At 64.9% G+C, this 22,806-nt stretch carries 13 protein-coding genes; 11 read left to right on the forward strand and 2 right to left on the reverse strand.

Features of this window, described 5'->3' with window-relative positions:
• The 8 genes from FAZ21_RS20465 to FAZ21_RS18905 form a co-directional block, all read left to right on the forward strand.
• Positions 1 to 431: hypothetical protein (locus FAZ21_RS20465; RefSeq protein WP_211243528.1), on the forward strand; the 431-nt coding region annotated here is incomplete at its 5' end.
• 469 nt (positions 432 to 900) lie between these two features.
• Entirely contained in the window at positions 901 to 4,806 is a 3,906-nt protein-coding gene (locus tag FAZ21_RS18875) for a type VI secretion system protein (protein ID WP_136774986.1), read from the forward strand.
• A 105-nt stretch (positions 4,807 to 4,911) separates the two neighbouring features.
• Positions 4,912 to 6,039: a type VI secretion system protein TssA gene (gene tssA / locus FAZ21_RS18880; protein WP_136774987.1), complete on the forward strand. Its 1,128-nt coding sequence runs from the start codon at positions 4,912 to 4,914 to the stop codon at positions 6,037 to 6,039.
• A 78-nt stretch (positions 6,040 to 6,117) separates the two neighbouring features.
• A complete protein-coding gene (locus FAZ21_RS18885; protein WP_136774988.1) occupies positions 6,118 to 6,687 on the forward strand; it encodes a hypothetical protein in 570 nt (189 codons plus the stop codon).
• Positions 6,688 to 6,752: 65 nt separating this feature from the next.
• Positions 6,753 to 7,388, forward strand: a complete 636-nt coding sequence (locus FAZ21_RS18890; protein WP_136774989.1) for a hypothetical protein — start codon at positions 6,753 to 6,755, stop codon at positions 7,386 to 7,388.
• A 127-nt stretch (positions 7,389 to 7,515) separates the two neighbouring features.
• Positions 7,516 to 9,435 (forward strand): GNAT family N-acetyltransferase, encoded by a 1,920-nt coding sequence (locus FAZ21_RS18895; protein WP_136774990.1) that lies wholly within the window; start codon positions 7,516 to 7,518, stop codon positions 9,433 to 9,435.
• Between the two features lie 737 nt (positions 9,436 to 10,172).
• Positions 10,173 to 10,919, forward strand: a complete 747-nt coding sequence (locus FAZ21_RS18900; RefSeq protein ID WP_136774991.1) for a hypothetical protein — start codon at positions 10,173 to 10,175, stop codon at positions 10,917 to 10,919.
• A gap of 63 nt (positions 10,920 to 10,982) precedes the next feature.
• Complete coding sequence (locus FAZ21_RS18905) at positions 10,983 to 11,963, forward strand: hypothetical protein (protein ID WP_136774992.1); 981 nt, start codon at positions 10,983 to 10,985, stop codon at positions 11,961 to 11,963.
• Between the two features lie 139 nt (positions 11,964 to 12,102).
• Here FAZ21_RS18905 and FAZ21_RS18910 read toward each other — a convergent pair whose 3' ends face one another.
• Positions 12,103 to 12,519, reverse strand: a complete 417-nt coding sequence (locus FAZ21_RS18910) for a hypothetical protein (RefSeq protein ID WP_136774993.1) — start codon at positions 12,517 to 12,519, stop codon at positions 12,103 to 12,105.
• Positions 12,520 to 12,568: 49 nt separating this feature from the next.
• Here FAZ21_RS18910 and FAZ21_RS18915 point away from each other — a divergent pair, with 49 nt between their 5' ends.
• On the forward strand, positions 12,569 to 13,348 hold the full coding sequence (locus tag FAZ21_RS18915; RefSeq protein WP_136774994.1) for a hypothetical protein: 780 nt from the start codon (positions 12,569 to 12,571) through the stop codon (positions 13,346 to 13,348).
• 67 nt (positions 13,349 to 13,415) lie between these two features.
• Positions 13,416 to 14,552: a hypothetical protein gene (locus FAZ21_RS18920; protein WP_136774995.1), complete on the forward strand. Its 1,137-nt coding sequence runs from the start codon at positions 13,416 to 13,418 to the stop codon at positions 14,550 to 14,552.
• Between the two features lie 62 nt (positions 14,553 to 14,614).
• On the opposite strand, the gene FAZ21_RS18925 is transcribed toward FAZ21_RS18920, so the two are convergent.
• On the reverse strand, positions 14,615 to 15,553 hold the full coding sequence (locus FAZ21_RS18925; protein ID WP_136774996.1) for a DUF808 domain-containing protein: 939 nt from the start codon (positions 15,551 to 15,553) through the stop codon (positions 14,615 to 14,617).
• 519 nt (positions 15,554 to 16,072) lie between these two features.
• Here FAZ21_RS18925 and FAZ21_RS18930 point away from each other — a divergent pair.
• Positions 16,073 to 22,806 (forward strand): carbohydrate-binding protein (locus FAZ21_RS18930; protein ID WP_169307502.1); only part of this gene is annotated, 6,734 nt, incomplete at its 3' end.

The following is a 22,806-nucleotide window of genomic DNA, read 5'->3' on the forward strand; positions in this document are numbered from 1 at the left end:
TGCAACTGCAACTGCAACTGCAACTGCAACTGCAACTGCAACTGCAACTGCAACTGCAACTGCAACTGCAACTGCAAAGGCTTTTAACCGCCGAGCGCCTGCGGCGCGGATGCTTGATGCCCTCTACCGCCGTGCGGGCGGGTTCATTTCTTTTGTGCGGCCAAAAGAAACGAACCAAAGAAAAGGCCGAGCGACGCTTCGCTCTGCATGGCGCGTCGCTAAGCGGCAAGCCGCTAAGCTTTGGCGGTCACCCGCATACGCGCCCCGGCAAGCCGGGGTGCCCTCGCTCCAGACAATCGAGCGGTGGCTGCGGAACTCGCTCGCTGCGCTCACTCAGACAGTCCTCGCCGAATTCCCGCCCGCTTATCTTCCTCTCGGCGCTGCTGAGGGGCCCCGGACAAACCATCCTCACCCCCGCCCCCTCCCCTTGAAGGGAAGGGGGGACGTGTGCCAGTGCCTGCGGGTGAAAGTTGGTGGCTTTGTTACTCGCCGGCATGCAAACGGCGAGGACATTTCCCAAACTGCGCTGGCATTCAGCGGCCTTTCCCCCCGTTACGTAGCGCCGAGGAGTGGGGCGAGACCCAGGCTCGCGACCGACGTAGGGAACCCCGGAGGGGCGCATATGGCGGTGCCGCCAAAGCTTAGCGGCTTGCCGCTTAGCGACGCGCCATGCAGAGCGAAGCGTCGCACGGCCTTTTCTTTGGTTCGTTTCTTTTGGCCACGCAAAAGAAATGAACCGGCCCGCACGGCGGCAGAGGGCGTCAAGCAACCGCGCCGCAAGGCGCTCAGCCTTTCAGAAGTTGCCATTGCAGTTGCAGCAGCAACCGCTGCCGCAGCAACCGCCGCGGCCTCCCCCGGCCCATTACCCCCCCAAAGCGCCACCGCGCCAAGGATTCCCCAATGACCCCGCTCTTCATCGGCCTGCTCATCGCCGCCGCCCTGGTCGCCCTGCTGGCCGGCTGGCTGATCTGGCGCGCACGGCGCGCGGTGCCCATTTCCACCGAAACCGGCGAGCCGGTGCGTGCGCGGCGTGACTGGCGCGCCCGGGCGCGCGGGCTGCTGAACTCGCTCGACTACATCGCCACCCGCCGCGAATGGCGCTACCAGCAACCCTGGGTGCTGATGCTGGGCGAGGCCGGCGCCGGTAAATCCAGCCTGATCGCCTCCACCTCGCCACGGCTGCGTCGCGAGCCGGATCGGCGCGAGCAGGCGCTGACCACCATCGGCACCGAATGGCACTTCTTCCACCACGGCGTGTTGATCGATCCGCGCGGCGATTGGGCCTGCGCGGCGCCGAACACGCCGGAGGAACAATCCTGGCGCGGCGTGCTGCAACAGTTGAACGACCTGCGCCCGGAGCGCGCGCTCGACAGCCTGATCGTGCTGGTATCCGCGCGCACCTTGCTGACCTCGGGGCAGGAGGCGCTGGAGGCGATGGCCGACCGCGTCTACAACCAGCTCTACCAGGTGCAGCAGCGGCTGGAATTCTCGCTGCCGGTATATGTGGTGGTCACCCAGTGCGACAGCGTGCAGGGCTTTGCCGCCTATTGGTCGGCCCTGCGCGGGCGCGACGACGAGGCATCGCGTAACGAGGGGCAGATGTTCGGCTGGTCGGCGCCGGCCACGGCGGAAAGCCGCACCGCCACCGAATGGGCCGACGATGCCTTCGACGTGCTGTACGACCGCCTGAAAACGCTGCAACTGGATACCGCCGCCGAGCTGGACCAGATCGAGCGTACCGACGAATTCTTCCTGTTCCCGCGCCATTTCGAACAGATGCGCGGGCCGCTGGCGCGCTGGATGACGCTGGTGTTCCGGTCGTCGTCCTGGTACGCCGGCTTTTTCTTCCGGGGTATCTACTTCACCGGCAGCGTGCCGGCCGATGGCGGCGTCGGCGTGCCCGGCGACCGGCGCGACGATGTGTCCTTCGTCGATGAAATGATCGAAGGCAAGGTGCTGGCCGAGCCGCTGCTGGCGCGACGCACCCGCGATGCCATCTGGTCGCGCAACAAACTGATCCGTGGTGTGCAGATCTTCGGCTGCACGGTGCTGGGGCTGCTGGCGGTGGCGATCCTGTGGTCCGCCATCCTGCTGAACCGGCAGGTGGACCTGCTGAGCAATTCGCTGACCGAAGTGCGCACCATCGCCAAGCGCCAGGAAATCACCCGCTGCGCCGGCAAGGACAACGTCTACGCCCTGCTGAAACAACTGGCGCGGATCGATCCGGACCTGGGCTATCCCGCGATCCCGGTATCGCTGGTGGATAAAGCGGCGCGGCGCGAAGCGGCGCAACTGATCGCCGACGACGCCTTCGAGCAGGTGATCATGCCCAGCGTGGCCTGCCACCTGCAACAGCGCGCCACCTATACCTTCCAGGAAATGGATCGCCCGGACGGCAACACCTCGGAGCGTGCCTACCAGGTGGCGCTGAAACGGCTGAAGGACAACCTGGAAGCGGTGCGCGAGCTGGAAACCAACATCGCGATCTTCCAGCAGGTATCCAAGCCGGCATCGCTGCCCAGCAACAACGAAAAAGAGCGTTTCTCCCACCTGCTGGAATACGTGTACCGCGCACCGCCACCGGCCGATCTGAAACACGAACGCGGCGCCTATGGCGAGGCGCTGGCCAACGTGGATTACGAGACGCCGCTGGTGCTGCCTCAGGCCATGCCCACACAATTCGCCCGGCAACTGGAGCAACGCGCGGTCGAGCTGCGCACCGCGCTGGACCAGGAGGTGGACCAAGGCGCCCACCTGCTGCGCGAGTTGCTGGCCGAGCGCGAGCCGGTGCTGGAGAACACCAATCACTTCACCTGGTGGCTGGGCTGGGTACGCGGCGAGTGGCTGCGCAGCGGCGGCAAGGCTGATCCGTGCGGCAGCATCCGCACCGCGTTCGGTGATTACGTGCAGCAACTGGACGGGCTGAACCACGAATACGCGATCCTGCATGGCGCGGTGGCCCAGTTCAATGCCGACGTCTGCTATCGCCCGGCGATGAACAAGCTGGTATCGCTGCAATTGCCGCCTTATGGCCTGCTGTTCATCCAGGAGGGCAACGGCTACGTACTCAACCCGGCGCTGGTGCCGGAGATGAGCGGGCTGACCGCGTTGCTGGCGCTGGACTACATGCAGGTACAGCAGCCGCGCACCTTCATGTGCCGCCCGGCCATGTCGGGCTGGCGCCCGACGGCGCTGGCCACCGCCACCCGCTATGCGCGCGAGTATCAGGATTTCGCACGGCGCCAGGGCGTGTCGCCGCAGTCCGGCGCGCTGGATCGGCCGCTGTTCGACCGGCTGGCGCGGCGGCAGCTCAACAGCGTGATGGATCACGTGATGGCGCTGGCGCAGCAGCCCGAAACCAACCAGCCGACGCTGACCCAGGTCAGCTTGCAGACGTTGTCCAACGCCGACCAGCAACTGTCGGGCGAAAGCGAGAACTTCGGCCGCGTGGTCGATCCGCTGTTGTCGGTGCTGCGCCTTTATGACCAGATGGGCTTTGCCGCCAGCCGCGCCAGGGTGACGCAGTGCGTGCGCGACTATGCCGGCGACACGCTGGCGCGGGTGGATGCGCTGGCCGGCGCCAGCCGCCTGTACGACCCGAGCAATGGCCCCACCGACGGCAGCTTCTTCTCGCTGGGCAGCACCCCCGTGACCAAGGATTACCTGTCGCGGCAGGTATCGCGCGGCGAAGTGCTCTCCGGCTACGCCAGCCCCTACGTGGTGTTTCTGAAGAACGCCGCCGTGATCGACGATGCCCACCTGGACAACGCGCAGACCGTCACCTACTGGACCAACACCATCGATGAACTGAACCGCTATGTGCAGTTCAAGGAGCCGGCCGGGCAGGTGGGCCAGCTCGACAACCTGTTCCTCAAGCAGTTCGCCACGCTGGATTACGACAACTGCCGCAAGACGCTGGCCGATTACAAATCGCCCGAGTTCGGCAACGACCTGTTCTCCGAACGCCGCCGCCTGCTGGAACAACAGGTGAAGTGGCGTTGCTCCGATCAGCGCAAGGCGGCGGCGTTCGAGGCATGGCGCGATTTCGCCGGCCGCTTCAACCGCGATCTGGCCGGGCGCTACCCGTTTGGCCCGCTCACCGCGCGCGACGCCCCGCTGGGCATGGTGAAACAGTTCTTCGCCGATTACGACAGCCAGCGTGCCGACCTGGAAAAACTGCTGGAGGACATCCCGGTGGAGCACCTGGATACGGCCAACCGCTTCCTGGCGCAGCTCGACGCGGCCAATGTCTTCTTCAAGAGCAACCTCACCGCCGGCGACATCAGCCAGCCGGTGCAACTGGACATCGCCTTCCGCGCCGAAGTGGCCGATTCGCCGGGCAGCGAGCAACTGGTGAACTGGACGCTCACCAGCGGCGAGCGCATGGCCGGCTACCCCAACCGCGCGGCCACCTTGCCCTGGCCCTACGGCCAGATGCTGGTGCTGGACCTGCAATGGGCCGACCGCTCTATGTGGCGCCCGCTGGCCGATGGCCGCCAGGACGACCTGCAAGTGAAAGGCCGCACCGCCAGCTTCGTGGCGCTAGGCGAATGGGCGCTGCTGCGCCTGATCCGCACCCACGCCCCGCGCGGCACGCTGACGCGGGACCCCACCGACCCGACCCGGCTGCTGCTGGAGTTCAACGTTCCCACCGCCAACCCCGGCCAGCCGGATGGTCGCACCGAGCAACGCCCGATGCGCGCCTACCTGGGCCTGAAGCTGTCCGGCCAGGATCCGAAAACCCGCGCCATGGCGCCGCTGACGCTGCCGGACGCCTTCCCGCGTACCGCGCCGCTGCTGTGGTGATCGGGATGGCTGCGACGGCAATGGCAAAACCTATGGACACAGAGCTCGTGACCCCGGTTTGGTTTTTCACGTTTTCAGATTTGTTTTTCTAGAAGGAGCAAGGCGATGACCGACCTTTCCGCCCGTATCGACCGCTACTGCCGCGAGCATCTGGAGCGTGATTTCGAAGCATTGCTGGCGCCCATTCCCGGTGACGAGCCGGCCGGTGAGTTGCTGCGTGGCAGTGTCACCTATCGCAGCATCGAGGCGGCGCGGCGGGCCGATGATGCCTCGCTGCCGCAAGGCACCTGGGAGCACGAACTCAAGCGTGCCGACTGGGATCGCGTGAGCCAGCTCGCCGCGGCGGCGCTGGCCGGCAAATCCAAGGATCTGCAACTGGCGGTGTGGTTGCTGGAGGCCGAGATCAACCGCAACGGCTTTGCCGGCATCGCCGCCTGCGCCGCGCTGATCGACGCGCTGTGCCAGCGCTACTGGGATGGCCTCTACCCGGCCGCGCCGGAGGGCGATCTGGATTACCGCGCCAACATGCTGCGCTGGGCCAACGAAAAACTGCTGCCCGCGCTGCGTTGCATCCCGATCACCGCCACCGGGCGCGACCGCGACTACAACTGGGCCGACTGGGAGCAGGCACGGCGTAACGAACAGGTGAAAAGCGCGGCCGGCAGCCGCAACGCGCCGCAACTGGAAGGCCCGTCGCTGGCCGAGGTGAGCGCCGCCGTCAGCGCCACCGGCAGCGACGCCTACGGCTGGCTGTACTGCACGCTGGCCGACGCGCTGGACGCCATCGCCGCGCTGGCCACGCGGGTGGACGACCTGTTCGGCGCCGATGGCCCCAGCCTGCGCACCCTGGCCGGCATGCTGGAGCAGATCCAGTCGCTGATCGGCAGCGAACTGCACAAACGCGGCATCCATGGCGAAGCCCTGCGTTTTGCCGTGCCCGAGGCCGCGCACGCCGACGACCTCCAGGTGGAGGAAGGCGATTTCTACCCGCCGGTGGGCGGCCCCAGCGGCCCCATCGCCGGGCGCTCCGATGCCTATGCGCGGCTGTCCGAGGCCGCCGATTACCTGCAACACATCGAACCGCACAGCCCCGTGCCCTACCTGATCCGCCGCGCCATCGAGTGGGGCAACCTGAACACGGTGGAGCTGTACCAGGAAGTGTTCCTGCGGCTGGGCGGGCAGTTGAGCATTTTCGAAATGCTGGGGCTGGAGGCGGGCAAGCGCGAAGGGTAGGCCTGAGCATGCCGCAGGCGCCTGGCGCCTGGCGCCTGGCGCCGGATGGTTTTCTTTTGACTGAAAGGGGGAATGTGGATGTCGTCGGATAAAAAACGGGTGGATCGTGGCGCCCAGCTACCCAGTGAACGGGTCTTCACCGGACGTACCACGCAAACAGTGAGCGGCCCGCCGGAGATCGACTACAAGACCAAGCCGCAAACCGTCACCACATCATCGTTTACGTCGCCGGACGGGGAGTTCGGCCTGAGCAGCTATCCCCACCTGACCGAGATCCAGAAGCAGCAGGGCAAGACCACCACGACCGTCAAACACGTGACCGACGTGCGCCTGCTCACCACGGTCAAGGCGCACGGCCAGGATTTCAACGTGTTCGAGCGCTATCACCAGGACGACAAACCGGGTGCGAAATTCGAGCACGACCGCTTTCTCGCCACCGATGGCAAAGGCACCGTGCACTCGGCGACCAGTGTGCTCGATCCGATGAAGCACCAGCCCAAGGGCGCGAAAAAGCCCATGCGCGGCGACGATCTGTTCGATTCGACCCGGCTCAAGACGCATCTGGCGTTCGACATCGCGCCCGAGCCGGACGAAAAGCACCCGCCGCTCAGCCCGCGCACGCAGCGGCGCACGCTGGATCAGAAATAGGACGGCGATGAACACGCCAGCGGGCGGATCGATGCACAGCGCAAAGCGCACAGGAGAAACGAAGGATGAGCGGATCGGGAAAAGGGCAGGACAAATCGCTGCTGTCGAGCTTTCTCTCCGGGGTGAAGTCGGGGCCCCAGGCCTACTTCAGCAACCGGAAATTCAATCTTTCCGGCCAGCAGGGGCCGAGCGAACCGTCGCAAAGCGTGAAGACGCTGGTCAAGGGCGTGGGGGTATCGAACACCCTCCAGTTGGGGAGTTCGACCTATCACGGGGTGCTGTCGCCAAGCGAACAGGACAGCGTGAAGCACGTCGGCGCCAAGACCGGTGGAACCCTGCTCGGCTCGGTGGGAACGGGACTGACCGTGGGCAAGGGGCTGAGCATGCTGCAACGCGCCGCGCCGCGACAATTGAAGCCCTTCGTGTTCGGCGCGCAGCTCTTCAACATGGGGCTGACCGGCGTGTCGCTAGCCCGCACGCCGGAATACCTGAACCAGGGCATGAAGGAGCGGGCGCCCGACGTGCATGCCGCCACCAGCAAGTTCCTGCCCGTTCTGGCCAGCGTGCCGCCGTCGCAGTTGAAGCCGACCGTCGCCAGCGTCGAATCGCTGTTCCACCACAGCCAGTTGCAGCGAGAGAAAACCGGGAAGAGTTCGTTCGTTGGCGTCAAAGACCTCTCGCGGGTCAAGCCGTTTCCCTGAGGCACCGCATGAACCCACACCGAAATGAGCACGATATCGGCGGGCGCGAAGTACCGGTGCGGCGCCCGGCCCACACCCACGGCGCGATGACCTCTCGCCCATCCTGACCTTGCCGCGGAGCCCCGCCATGCATATCGAAGCCCCTGCCGCCCCGATGCCGGAATTCGCCGAAACGGCCGGATTCGACTTTCTGCGCGCCGAAGTCCACGGCGACCTCGCCGACTGGCTGGCCACGCCACGGCTGGCGCAGGCATGGGCCGACGCCATCGCCGATTGCTGGCTGGCGGCCGAAGCGACCGGGGGCATCGACGCCACCGCGCCATTCACCGTACTGGATCTGGCGCCGGGCGAGGGCCGGCTGCGCGCGTCGCTGCTGCCGCGCTTGCAGGTTCGGCTGGCCGCGCTGGGACGCGGCCACTGGCAGGTGGATTATCGCGACGACGACCAGGTCGTCGCGCCGGGCGCCAACCCGGTGGCATGGCTGGCGCCCGGCGCGCTGGGGCAACCGTTGCCGGCGCTGTTCGGCGTGCACTACGAACGCACCTTGCGCGGCGAACTGCTGGCCACGCCCACCGACACGCCACAGGCCTGCACGCTGCATTGCGACTGGCAGCCCGTGGACGCGGCGGTGCTCGACGCGCTGCCGGGCGACTACCTCGCCCACGTGAACAGCGCCGGATTCACCGTGCCGCTGGCGGCGCTGGCGCGGCTGGACGCGCTGGCCGAGGCCAGCGCCGGGCGCTTTCTGCTGCTGGCGGTGGATTACGGCGTGGTCGAAGCGCGCGACGTGCGGCTGGGGGGGCTGCATCCACCGACCGCATTCACCGTGGGCAACGACCGACTGCCGCTCAACCTGCACGCCATCGCCTGCCACCAGCAGACCCAGGGCGCACAGGTGCGCGCCACGCAACAGCACACCGCTGGCGCGGTGCAGTACCTGGCCTGGCGCGACGCCGCGCACGACGGCGCGGCGGCCGATGCCGCGGCGCTGGCCGACCTGCTGGCGGAACGGCTGGCCGGCTGCGGCCCCGATGGGCACGCCGCATCGCTGGACGCGGCGGAGCACCTGCCGCCCCGGCTGGCGTTGCTACAGACCAGCGAACACGATCCGGAAATCTGTGGCCGCCTGCTGCCGGCGCTCATGGAATCGCCGCCGGACGATGCCGTGGCGCGCGCGGCCTGGCGCAACGCGCTGCGCGGCGTCGCCGCACAGCCGATGCTGCTGGAAGGCTCGTTCCAGTACGGCCTGGCCTGCGCCGCCTGGCGGCTGGGCGACCTGGCACTGGCGCGACACCAGTTGGCATGGCTGCGCAGCGAGTGGCCCGACCATCCCGACGTCTGTCACCTGCTGGCCGAGGTGGAAATCGCCGCCGGCCACGCCGAACTGGCGCCGCCGCTGCTGCGCCAGGCGCTGGCCACGCATCCCGATCACGAAGCGGTGCAGGCGCTGCTGGCGCAATGCGAAACGCGCGCCGCCGCCCGGGCCGCGCTGGCGTGGAGCCCGCTCGAACTGCCGCGCGATGGCGAACTGACGCTGGAACCGCTCGGCCCCGAACACGCCGACGCGCTGTTCCCGCAATACCGCGATCCGCAGATCGGCGTGATGACGCGGCTGCCGGATTTCGACACCCCCGCCGCGATGGGCGAGTGGCTGGCCGAGGCCACCACATCGAACCGCCACGGCTACGCAGTGTTGCACGCCGACGCCGGCGCCATCGGCGTGGTCTCCGCCGCCTGGCACGGCGACGCAGCGTATCTGCATTTCTGGCTGGGCGCCGACTGGCAAGGCCACGGCCTGGCTGCGCGCACGGTGCGGCTGGCGCTGACCGCCATGCCCGACAACGCGCAGCTTTATACCTCCGTCTACCGCGACAACCAGCGCTCCCGCCGCGTGCTCGACCGAGTGGGCTTCACCCCGCTGGATTGCCGCGCCGAGGCGCCGGACGACGGGCTGGTCTTCATGCGCTGGCCGGAACGCGGCGACGTGGCGGGGTTGGATCGGCTGCTAAGGGGGTTGGAGAGCCCGATTGTGTTGGCGGGGAAATAGCGCCGACGCACGGCCAAAGGCATGAATGGCCGGCGATAGAACAAGAAACTGGAGATGCGAAATGGATTGCGGAATGCCCGGTGAAAAAGAAACGGCAAATCGCTATCAATTGGGTATTGGCTTGGGACTAGATCGAGCATTCAGTTCGACATGATTCAATGACCTAGCACAGTGAGGAAAACTCGATGCCATTTCCCCCAGACCAAGTCTATCAACAGAAAAATCTTCGTTTCGCTACGAAAGAGGACGGAAGAGCACCCACGCTGTATTTTCGTACCAATCATGGCTCGGGAAGATTGAGGCAGCAGCATAAGCACGGGCCCTTGGTTCAGCCAATACGCATGCATACTTCACATGCCTTTTTCCAAAAGTTGGAGGACAGGGAGGCATTTCACGAGGCCATCGGGAAAGGAACAACCCGGCAGGATTTTAGGGAATTACGAAGGAAACACCATGGAACGAATATCCCGAAGACGGGATACTTTCACCAGGAAACAACATTCGATGCACATGGCCCCGACGGTAAAAGAATTAGCCGGCACGCAAGCGGCGGGCAAGTAGTTGCTCCGACAGCGCTACAGACGCTCGGGCCGCAAGTGCCAGCAATTTATAGGGGAACTTTGCTTGGGCAGCAGCAATACCAGCAGCGGCAGCAAAGCGTGAATAGCGGGTTCCCCAAGATTTAGGGGCCATTCTTTTCCTTACCACCATAAAACCAAACCACTGGAGATCCCCCCATGGACAACAACAAGCGCACCCTGCGCTCGCAAACCAACTTCCAGAAACTGGAAGAAAGCAACAAACGCCAGATGGCCAGCCTGGGCGGGCTGAGCCATACCGGCTTCGATACCACCTCCACCATGAAGCTGGCGCACAGCGACAACAAGCAGGGCAAGCTGGACGATACCGAGCGCCATGGCATGCACCGCGATATTGCCAAGACCGCCACGCGCGGCGCCAAGTTGTCCGACGTGGTGCCGCCGTTCGCCTTGAGCGCGATGGAGGGCCTGCGCGGCGGCAAGGTGAACGTGGTGCAGCAGGATTTCCGCAGCAATCCGCAAAAGGGCGGTTCCTACGACGGCTTCATGATGACCATGTCGCGGGTGTTCAACCACGGCGATACCGCCGAGGACAAGGAAATCCCCTATCCGAAAAGCCCCAATCCCTACAACGAGGATGTGCAGTACGACCGCGCCCACCGCGCGCCGTACAGCCTGGTTGGCACCGAGGGCAACACTTTCAAGACCGTGTGGGCGCCGCACTACCCGAACATCGCCGTGGACAGCCACATGGAACGCATGGCGGCGAAGAAATTCGAAAAATACGGCGACGGCAACGTAATGCACATGGCGGTGGACAGCCACGACCGCTCCACCGTGGGCGTGGTCTACGACCGGGGCGACAACCCGGGCAAGAGTAGGAAGACCGGCCTGGACAAGCCGCGCTTCAAGAGCGTGTTTGCGCAATACGGGCGGAAGTTCTGATGCGGCTGGGTTATGCAGCCGGCTCTACGCCAACGTCAAGCTGCTTCATTTCGAGAATCGAAGATGACTTCCAAACTAAAAAGTCGGCGAAGCGCCAGTATGGGGCCGGCACCGACCAAGAAAATCAAGATTGCGCGGACCCCTGCGGGCATCGTCAAGCCCACGGGGATGCGAACCCGGCGGCAGCACGCAGCCGACGTCAAGGCCGGGCTGGCGCAACCGTTGAAATGGGATGATTTCCTGCTGCCATCGCGTACGCCGGGCGCCCATATCGGCTCCACCGGCCGCGCGGTGAGCGACAGCCAGGCGGTGTCCGCTCCCAAGTTCATTGGCAAATCCTACAAGACCGGCACGTTCCGCCTTCACTGGAAAGGGCTGCGCAACGCGAGCGGCGGTACTTCCGGGATCACGCCCTTTCTGACCACGCGTTCGGACAAGCGATGGACCAAGTCGCATGACCTGAAACGCCGTGAATTCAGCGATACGCTGCTGAAAGGCAAAGGCTTTACCAATCCCTTCGCCAAGCATGGTGCCGAGAATTCGCATCTGATCGCAGGCAGTCTCTACGGCCCGAACGACGTACTCAGCGCGCCACCCGCCAGCATTCACCAGAACACCGAGTGGCTGGCGATCGAGGAAGGGATCAAGCAGTTGATGAAGACCAGCGAGGTACGGCTGAAGGCAACCGGTTACGTGCATGAGAGCGGTACCGAGCAAGGGCGGCTGAAGGCAGCGCGTTACAAGATCTATGTGCACGATGGCACGCAGTTCAACAAGGCTTTCGATCACGTCTCCGATGGTGCGCGGGGCAATATCGGCAAAAGCGACGTGAAGGACCTGCGGCAACAAGTGGCTGGCCTGGGCACGACGCCGCTTCCGGTGTGGCCTGGCAATGGTATTTCGGGCAACGCACCATCGCTGAGCGATGCCAAATCCGGGCACGAAAGCAGCATCCAATCCAAGCTGTTCACCGACCTGAAAACCAGCGTTGCACAGGTTCACCAGGGACAGGCGGCTCTGGATTTCGCCAACAAGCGGTACTGAAGGGAATGGAGCGGGCGGCGTTGCCGCGGGAAAGAGGGAAGAGTCGATTCAAAGGCAGCGGCAACACCGCTTTTGCTGCCGGGGTTGCTTTTACCCTTCCCCCTTCCCCGCGCGAAACGCACCCCGGTCGGGGACGGCGCTACCGCCCCAGCTTCACCGAAATACTCGGCCCGGTCACGGTGATCACGGAGTGTGGCGTTTCGCCCGGCTGACCCAGTGGTTCGGTGCGCGGTACCGGATCGTTGGCGTTGGGCTGGTTGTTCACTGGCACGGCGCCGCCATTGAGTTCGGCGCGGGTGACCTCGGAAACCTGATGCGAAAGGATGGTCTGGCTGCGTAGGGGCAAAGGCGTATCGATGGCCGGGGGCGGCGGTTGGCGCGGCGATTGCGCCTGCAAGCCCCACTGGCGGTAGACGGCGGCGCGGCGGTCGTCCTCCAGCGGCTGGCTGGTGCCGAGCACCGCGTGCCGCGCGCCGTCGGGCTGGAGCACACGCACCTCGTGCCGCCGGTCGCGCAGGCCGAGGGGGTAGGGCAGGAACAGGGTCTTGTTGCGCATGCGCGGCGGCCTGGGCTGGAAACCACTTAACGATACACGAGGAACCGAGATGGATTTTGCATTTGGCGGCGGGATGAATCCCGAGAAAGTACCCCGGGTGAAAAGCCTGGGCGAGGCACGCATGGCATCGCAGACAGGCGAAACCTTCAAGGTGCAGCCAGGCGGCAGCAGCTTCGGCGTTTACGAAGGGTGGAACACCCATGTGGCCTACACCCAGGGCACTTCGTGGTCGCAACAGGTGGCGACGCCCTCCAGCACCATGAGCACCAAGTACAAAAGCCTGGCGCCCAACCTGAACATGACCGATCTGACGCGTGCCAACAAAGCGCTGGTGGCGGGCCACAGCGATATGCTGAGCCCGCCTTCGGGCGGCAACAACTGGCGTGGCAAGACGTTCAACGACCAAGGGGCGCTTACCGCCACGCTGTTGCGCGTCAACGAGGCCTCCACCGCGTTCGGCCACCAATCGATGGGCGTCGATACCCATGATGCTGGCACCGGGATGATGGCCCAGGTGTTGTCCGAAAAATGGGCGGCCAAATCGCAGAAGGCAAGCTCGCCGGACATGGCCACCACCTTTGCGGGGCTGACGAAGAAGTTTCCGCAACTGGATACGGTGGAAAAGATGCGTGGGCAAAAGACCGATCCGTTGGTGCAACAGATTGCCGATTCGCGCTTCGGGGCCGCGCTCGCGGCCGGCCAGCGCGGGCTGGACAAAGGGCATGGCGCGCATCTGGGCGAGTACGTACAGCACAAGTTCAACAAGCACGGGCTGGGACAGGTGCCGGGCGGTTGGGCCGATGCGCTGCGCGCACGGCACGGCAAATGAACCTGTAGCGAGACAGCGCCGCGTTGCCGCGTTGTCATCCCCTCCACCTGGCTAATAAGGAGAAGCCGTGGATCCGAAACTGTTACCCCAGAAGCGTACCGGCGGCAGCGGAGGCGATAGCCCGAGGCCGACCAAGAAGTTCAAGCTGTCGGATTTCTCGGGGCCGAACGTCTCGCCGGTCACGCCGACCGTCCCGGTGCAGGGCAATCCATTTCGCAAGCAACTGGATGAAGTGGGAAGCGGGACGCGCATCACCACGCAACTGGGCACTGCGTTCCCGGTCAGCTTCACCAACGAAGGCGCGCCGCGAGCGCAGAACCATCAGATCAACGCGGTTTACCAGTTGAAGGAACAGGTACGTACCAACGACCAGCAGAAATGGACCCAGGGCATGATGACCGGCTACGGGCATGGCACCACCTGGGGCGATATCCTGCCGACGACGCTGACCAAGGAATCGGCCACCGGCTATGGCCGTGCCATCAAGTCGGTGATGGGGCAGACGGTAAAGACCACCGAACTGGGCGATTACGTCGCGCCGCCAACCCGCCAGGTAAAACGGCGGGGAACCGGCAATCTGGAAACAGTCAACAACACCCTGTCCGACAAGCGCACCCTGAACGATGCCTCCGCCAAAAGCGATGCGCTCGGGTTCATGACGCCAGCGGTAACGTCGTTCGTCGAGGATCTGACCGGCCTGCGCGCAGCCAACACCCGCTTTACCGGCTCCGCCGTGCGGGCCACTTTCCTGCGCGCCAAGCTGGCGCTGGACAATGATCCATCCACCCATAGCGACGACGACAAGGCCATGCTGAGCAATTTCAAGGGCTATCTCAGCGGCCAGCTCACCCAACTGAAAAAGGATGGCGCGGCCAATCTGGCCCAGTCGGTGAGCCAGGACCTGAGCAATGGGCCCAACAGCGTCACCGCCAGTAATTACCAGCTAGCCACCTTCAATCTGCACGAAGCGCTGAATACCACCATCGACCATACCTTCGATCGCAAGAAGGCCAGATTCGAAGCCAAGTGGCAGAAATACAGCGATGCCAAGATGGACCCGGTGGCGGCCCAGGCGAAGATTGGCCAGAAACTGGGCAACTGGTGGGCCGAGGCGGCGCGCAACGGCACCCCAATGGATGGGCACGCCAAAGAGGCATACCAGGAGCGCAAGCGCACGCGGTACGGCATCGGCCCGGTGGAATAGGGCGGGCGGCCAAACAAAAAGCCCTCGGCAAACCGAGGGCTTTTCAGTGGTGGGCCGTGGCCTTACTTCCCGCGCACGCCCTGCCACAACCGGGTGGCCAGCGTGACCAGCGCCAGCACGATGCCACCGGCGATGATGCCGGCCACAGTGTTGAGCAACGCCGGCGCGAGGAACTCCAGCGCCGGGCCGATACCGGCCACCGCACCGGCATGGTGGGCCCAGTCGTGGATCAGCGTATTGGCCGCTGGCACACCGTGGGTGAGGATGCCACCGCCCACCATGAACATCGCCACCGTGCCGGCCACCGACAGCAGCTTCATCAGATAAGGCGCCGAATTCAGCAGCAGCCGGCCAAAGCCGCGTTGCAGGCTGCCGCCGCGCTGCGACAGATAAAGCCCCGCGTCGTCCATCTTCACGATACCGGCCACCAGGCCGTAGACGCCCACGGTCATGATGATCGCCACGCCCGCCAGCACGGCCACCTGCACGCCAAAACTGGCGGCGGCCACCGTGCCCAGCGTAATGGTGATGATCTCGGCGGAGAGGATGAAATCGGTGCGCACCGCGCCCTTGATCTTGTCGCGCTCGAACGCCACCAGGTCCACGGCGGGGTTGGCCACCGCCTCCACGTGCTGCGCGTGATCGGCCGCCTCCTCGTGCTTGCTGTGCAGCAGCTTGTGCGCCAGCTTCTCGAAGCCCTCGAAGCAGAGAAAAGCCCCGCCCAGCATCAGCAGCGGAATCACCGCCCAGGGGATCACCGCGCTGATCGCCAGCGCTGCCGGCACCAGGATCAGCTTGTTGCGGAACGACCCCTTGGCCACCGCCCACACCACGGGCAGCTCGCGCTCGGCGCGCACGCCGGTGACCTGTTCCGCGTTCAGCGCCAGATCGTCGCCCAGCACTCCGGCGGTTTTCTTGGCGGCCAGCTTGGTCATCAGGGCCACGTCGTCCAGTACGGTGGCGATATCGTCGAGCAACGTAAGCAGGCTGGCTCCAGCCATGGTGTCTTCCTTAACGGTGAGAGAGGGCGCCCGGCAACTGCGCGGGCGAACGGTGCGAGATGGTACACGATAAAAAACCCGCATCGCATCGCCGGCATCCCGGCCAGCCCGGGTTGCCGCACCGTGCCATGGGAGCGCCGGGGTTGCGATGGGTTTCGTTACTTTCTGACTTGCGAAACCACCTGGTGAAAGCTGAGGCAAAAACAGCGGGTGGACAGCCAGCGTGCCGCCCCGGTGCTTGGTCGCTTTAGCATGGTCACCCCCTCCTTAATTTGATGTGGGTTCAACGATGCACATGTTCATTGCACGGAACGCCACTTTCTAGATTTGTCGCAAACCCGCGCCAATGCTGCGTTGACCCGGTTTGCCCGTCTCCCAATCATCCTTCCATACCTCATAAGGATCGACCGTAGCCGTTGGCTGCGGACCTTCCTTATTGCCATCTTTTACTTTCATTTTGCTGTCGTCTTGTTCGAGGGCCTCGCGCCTGAAAGCACGGCGATGGATGGGTTTGGAATCATGCGTGTATTGACCTCCCGGCTTGCCTCGTTCTGCCTTGCCCTGGCGGCAGCCGCCCCGCTACTGGCGGCGGAGCCACCGGCCTCCTCCTGCATCTGGTATGCCGATCTCGCGGGCATCCGCCAGGCCCGATTCCCGGCGGGCGGATCGAACGGCGACCCCAATGCGCAGGTCAGCACACCCGAAGCGCTGGCCATTGCCATGGCGGATCGCGGCTGTGCCGCGTGGGTGCGTGATCGGGCGGGCCTCAAGCAATACAGCGATAGCGGCCAGTTGCTGGCGGCTATCGAGCTGGCACCACTGGCGCAGCGTCATACGGGCGATGCCGCCGCCGCCATCGCCGCGCAGATCGCGCCCACGGCCCCCACGCCCGATACCGTGGCGCGCCACCTGGCGCTGGATACGCGCGACGGCACGCTCTGGCTGGCGGCCGGCAATGCACTGATCCACCTGGATGCCAGCGGCAACCTGCTGGGGCACGGCACCACGGCCACACCGATTCGTGCCATCACGGTGGATGTGCCGGGCACGCTGTGGGTACTGAGCGAAGGCAACCTGGGGCAACACCGTGCCGATGGCACGGCGGTGGCCAGCCATGCCTTGAACACGCACTACCCGGATGTGCATCGCATCGCCGTGGATAGCCTGGGTGGCAAGCTCTGGCTGATCGGCCCGCAGCGGGTCTGGCAGATCGACCCGGCCGATCTCGACCCGCACGATGCCCCGCCGCCCGCATGGCGCGAAGGCGTGGTCTACCAGGCGGGACAGCGGGTGAGCTTTGCCGGATTCGTCTACCAGGCCAAAGTGACCCACACCGCCCACGTCGGCAGCAACTGGAGCCCATCCGCCACCCCGTCGCTGTGGCAGCGACTCGAAGCGATCCAGCCGGAACCGGCGCCGATGCCGTGGCAGATCGGCACGCGTTACCAGGCCGGCGAAACCGTGCTGTACCAGGGCCGCGTCTACCGGGCGCTGGTGCCGCATACCACCTACCCCGGCACCGACTGGACCCCGGCCAACGCGCCCACCCTGTGGCGGGAGCAGATTGGCGTCACCCCGCCCCCGGGCGGCACGCAACCCCCGGGCGAAGTCAAAGTGATCGACCTGGCCGAACCCATCGTCGATGCCGCGCTCAACCCCCGCAGCGGCGAATTGTGGCTGCTGGGCGAGACCACGCTGTCGGTCTACGGCTGGGATGCGCAACGTCGCCACCAGGCCGAACTGACGCCGCTGGGCATCCTCCAGCCGCAGGGCTTGCGCTTTGACGCCGCCGGGCAGCACTTCTGGCTGCACAGCGCGGATCGGCTGACCCCGTTCGGCGTGGACGGCACCCCGCAGGGGCCGCAACCCGTGAGCACCGACCGCTCCGTGCTGGGCACCACCGCCTTCCACCTGATGCCGAGCCTGACCCCGGTCGAACCGCCCGCCACCCCCACCAACCAGACCCGCCCGGTGCTGCAATGGGCTTACGACGCACTCTGCAACGGCCAGCCCTGCGCGTTCGACCCCGAATACTTCGCCAGCTACCGCTGGCAAGTCACACTGGACGACACCAGCATCGCCGATCAACTGATCTTCGACGTGGCGCGGCAGCTTGCCCGCCATACCCCCGCCCAGGCGCTGGGCGACGGCCCGCACCGACTGAGCGCCCAGGTGACCGACGCCTGGGGCAACCGCAGCGCCCAGCTCGACCACGCATTCGTGCTGGATAGCCAGCCGCCACGGTTCCAGGAACTGCATCCCGCTTCCGGCGCCGTGCTCACCACAGCCACGGTCGTATTGTCCGGCAGCGTGGACGACGAACAGGCGACGGTGGCGCTGAGCAACCCGGCGCACTGGAGCGCCACCGGCACCAACCCCGCAACGCACCGCTTCACCTGGACCCTGCAATTGCAGCCTGGCGCAAACGATGTGGAACTGGTGGCCTACGACGCGGCCGGCAACAGCACCACCCACCGCCATACCCTCACCTTTGCGCCGCCACCCCCAACGCCCCCCGTTGCCGGCCAGATCACCGTGGGCCAGCCGGCGGACGGTAACGTCACGCTGAGCGGCCAGGCCGGCGCGGTGGCCGCTGGCATGCAGGTATTGATCACCAACACCCGCAGCGGCGAACAGGTAACCGCCACCGCCGATGCCGAAGGCCGCTTCACCGCACAGATCGCGGCGCAGGGCGGCGATGCGCTCACCCTGGTGGCGCGCGACCCCTGGGGCGGCGAGAGCGACGCCGTGGCGCTGACCGTGGCCGACCCGGACGACCCCATCGACCCCGGCATCGTCCCGCCCGACCCCGCCACCCTGGCGCCGCCGCTCGACAGCACTGTACCCACCCGGCTGGCCGACAGCACCGCCTTCCTCTACACCGGCGAAAACGCCATCCAGACCGGCGTAGCCCCCGGCACCATCGAACCCCGCCGCGCCGCCGTACTGCGTGGCAGCGTGACCGACCGCGATGGCAAGCCGCTGCCCGGTGTGAACATCCAGATCCTGAACCATCCGGAATACGGCCAGACCCACAGCCGCGCCGACGGCCTGTTCGATCTGGCCGCCAATGGCGGCGGCCTGCTCACCGTGCAGTACCGCAAGGAAGGCTACCTGCCGGCGCAGCGCACCGTATCGACCCGCTGGCAGGATTGGACCATCGCACCCAGCGTGGCCCTGATCCGGCTGGATACCCAGGCCACCACCGTCAACCTTGCCGACGCCACCACCATGCAGATCGCGCGCGGCAACCCGGTGACCGACGCCGACGGCGCGCGCCAGGCCACCCTGCTGTTCCCGCAGGGCACCACCGCGCAGATGATCCTGCCCGACGGCACCACCCAGCCATTGGGCACCGCCACCGTGCGCGCCACCGAGTACACCGTGGGCGCCAATGGCCCCAATGCCATGCCGGGCGAACTGCCGCCCACCAGCGGCTACACCTACGCCGTGGAACTGAGCGTGGACGAAGCCATGGCCGCCGGCGCCAGCAGCGTGCAGTTCAGCCAGCCGGTGTACAGCTATACCGACAACTTCCTCGAATTCCCGACCGGCAGCATCGTACCGGCCGGTTACTACGACCGCGCCAAAGCCGTATGGATACCGTCCGACAACGGCGTAGTGATCGAAGTGCTGGCGGTGGCGGGCGGCGTGGCCAGCATCGACAGCGATGGCGACGGCAGCGCCGACGACGACACCCGCCTGAGCGCCATCGGCATGACGCTGGCAGAGCGCACGCAACTGGGCCAGCTCTACGCGGCGGGCAAAAGCCTGTGGCGCGTACCGGTAAGGCATTTCACCCCGTGGGATTACAACTGGCCATACGGCCCGCCGGAAGGCGCGGAGCCACCGAAGGTGAAGTTCCCGGAAACGCCAGCGGTGGAAGAAAAACCGGATTGCGAATCGGGTTCCATCATCGAATGCCAGAATCAATCGCTGGGCGAATCGCTGCCCATCGTGGGCACGCCGTTTACCATCAATTACCGCAGCAGCCGGCATGTGCGAAAAACTGAAATTGCGATTCTTTTGACTGGTAATAGCGTTCCCCCAGGATTGCAGCGGATTGATTTGATCATTGACGTGGCGGGAAAGCACCTGAAAAAAAGCTTCTCGCCTGACGCGAATCAAGAATTTAATTTTGAATGGGACGGCACTGATGCCTATGCGCGGCCGGCGTTTGGAGACCAGGCTGCAAAAGTTAGTATTGGATATATTTATCCGGCGGAGTACTACCAGCCAGCAGAGTTCGGCCAGGCTTTTGGCGGTTTCGGGCGCAATGAGGTCTCCGGAAATAGTTCACGCAACGAGGTCGCCCTCTGGCAAAAGGGAACATATTCGTTGATGGCCCATAGTGTGGCGACCTTGTTTAATATGGGGGGCTGGTCGCTCGACGTTAATCATCATTACAATTTTGAGGATGAAGTATTGTCGTTCGGAAGCGGGTCGATCCGTAACGGAAAATCCATTTCAAATAAACTGGAGGTTATCGCAGGAACTGGACTGAGTGGGACGAGTGGGGACGATGGCCCTGCCACTGCCGCAACGCTGAGTTTTCCACGCGGGCTTGTTTTTGGCGACGATGGCGCTTTGTATTTGGGAAATGAATTATATGGTGGCGTGAAAAAGATATTGCCCAACGGAATAATAAAAGGAGTGATGGAGGGCGGGATTGGCACATCAAAGGTCTTTGATGTGGCTCTTGATAGGGATGGCAATGTCTACATTGCAGACGGTTTTAACTGGCGTGTTCAAAAGATAACGCCAAATGGGGATGTATTGGCCGTAACAGGGGACTTTAACAATCATCAGCCGGGGCTCGACAACTTTGTACCTGCTACATCGGTGGCCGCGTTTGAACCAAAAGGTTTGGCAATCGATACCGGTGGGAACCTATATATTGCGGAGGCTGTTGCGCACCGTATCCGCAAGGTTTCGCCGGACGGCATCATCAGCACCATTGCCGGAACTGGCGAGGCTGGGTTTGCCGGTGACGGGGGGCCGGCGAGCGAAGCATTGCTAAACCAGCCGCAGGGCATGGCTGTGGATTCGGAGGGCGCGATTTATATCGCGGATACGGGTAATGATCGAATTCGCCGCATCGCACCAGATGGCACGATCAATACTGTAGCGGGAGGGGGGGCCGGGGGGCTGGGTGATGGCGGGCAGGCTATTGCTGCCTCGTTGGCACAGCCCGCCGATGTGACTGTAGATGCGCAAGGGAATCTGTACATTGCGGACTCTTCGAATCACCGCATTCGACGCGTGGCGGCGGATGGGATTATCAGCTCTGTGGCGCAGGGTGAGATGCCCCGTTATCTCGCTGGTGGGTGGATACCATTTGAGGGGCCCCAGAGCAGTGACATTGGCACACCTCTTAGCGTGGCACTTGATGCGCAAGGCCGCGTCCATTTTTCCGGTTACGAAAACGTGGTGATGAAGATCAGCCCGTTGTTTCCCGGTTTTAACCCCACGGACTTTGCTGTTCCCGACGAGTCTGGCGAGGAGATTTACCAATTTGATGGCGACGGTCGTCATATCGCTACCCGCTCCACATCGAACGGAGTCGAACGGTATCGCTTTGGTTACAGCAAGGGCTTGCTGAGCACCGTGACCGACGCCGACGGCAACATCACCACCATCGAGCGCAGCAGCGCCGGCCAGCCCACCGCCATCATCGCGCCCAACGGCCAGCGCACCACGTTCACCCTCGACACCAATGGTTACCTCGCCAGCGTGACCAACCCGGCGAGTGAAACCACGCGCATGACCTACGATAGCGATGGCCTGATGCAGACCTTCACCACGCCGCGCGATCACACCAGCACCTTTGACTACGATATCAGTGGCCGCCTGATCCGCGACCTGAACGCAGCCGGGGGCGGCTGGCACTTGGCGCGCACCGAGCTGGCCGATGGCTATCAGGTAACCAAACGCAGCGAAATGGGCCGCACCACCACCTACAGCGTGCGGAACCAGCCCGATGGCACCTCGCAGCGCGGCACGGTACTGCCGGATCAATCGGGCACGCAGCAGGTGAGCACCCCGGACGGCACCACCACCACCACCACCGCCGCCGACGGCACGGTCACCACGCGCACCCAAGGCCCCGATCCGCGCTTTGGCATGCAGGCCCCGCTGACCACCCGGCTCAGCGTGGAAACGCCTTCCGGCCTGCTCATGACGCAAACCCACACCCGGCAGGCAACGCTGGCCGATGCCGACAACCCGCTCAGCCTGCAAAGCCAGACCGACACCCTGACCATCAACGGCAAATCGTTGACCAGCGTGTATCAGGCCGCCGCGCGCAGCTACACCAGCACCAGCCCCGCCGGCCGCCAGAGCACGGTCTACGTGGATGCGCAGGGCCGCCCGCTGCAACTGGCCCAGCCCGGCCTGCTGCCGGTTGATCGTGCCTACGACGCCAAAGGCCGCCTCACTACCATCAGCCAGGGCAGCGGCGATGCCGCGCGCACCACGCACTACGCCTACAACACCCTGGGCGAACTGGAAAGCGTGACCGACGCACTGGGCCGCATCACCGGCTACGCCTACGACCTGGCCGGCCGCGTCACCCGTGTGACCACCCCGGATGGCCGCGAAATCGGCTTCGGCTACGACGCCAACGGCAACCTCACCGCCGTTACCCCGCCCAGCCGGCCAGCGCACGGCTTCGACTTCGACAACATCGACCTCGCCACCCGCTACGCGCCGCCCGCATTGGGCGAAGCAGTGGTCGCCACCCGCTACGCCTACAACCTGGATCAGCAACCCACGCAAATCGAACGCCCCGATGGCCAGACCATCGACTACGGCTACGACACCGCCGGCCGCCTGAACACCGTAACCGCAGGCGAACAACTGATCGCCTACGACTACCTCACCAGCGGCCAACTGGGCAGCATCGCCAGCGGCGACATCGCGCAAAGCTTTACCTACGACGGCGCCTTACTCACCGGCATCCAGCACAGCGGCCCGGTGAGCGGCGAACTGGCCTTCGGCTACGACAACTTCTTCCGCCTGACGCAACTGGGCATAGCCGGCGTGAACATCGCCTACGGCTACGACGACGACGGCCTGCTCACCCAGGCCGGCGCGCTAAGCCTCACGCGAGACACCGCCAACGGCCTGCCCACCGGCAGCACGCTGGGCCAGATCGCCACCAGCCAGCAATACGACGCCTACGGCCAGCTCAGCAGCTTCACCGCCAGGCATGGCGACACCGTATTGTTCCAGGAGCAATACACCCGCAACAC

This window comes from Chitiniphilus eburneus, assembly GCF_005048205.1.
In the GTDB taxonomy this organism is placed as follows: domain Bacteria; phylum Pseudomonadota; class Gammaproteobacteria; order Burkholderiales; family Chitinibacteraceae; genus Chitiniphilus; species Chitiniphilus eburneus.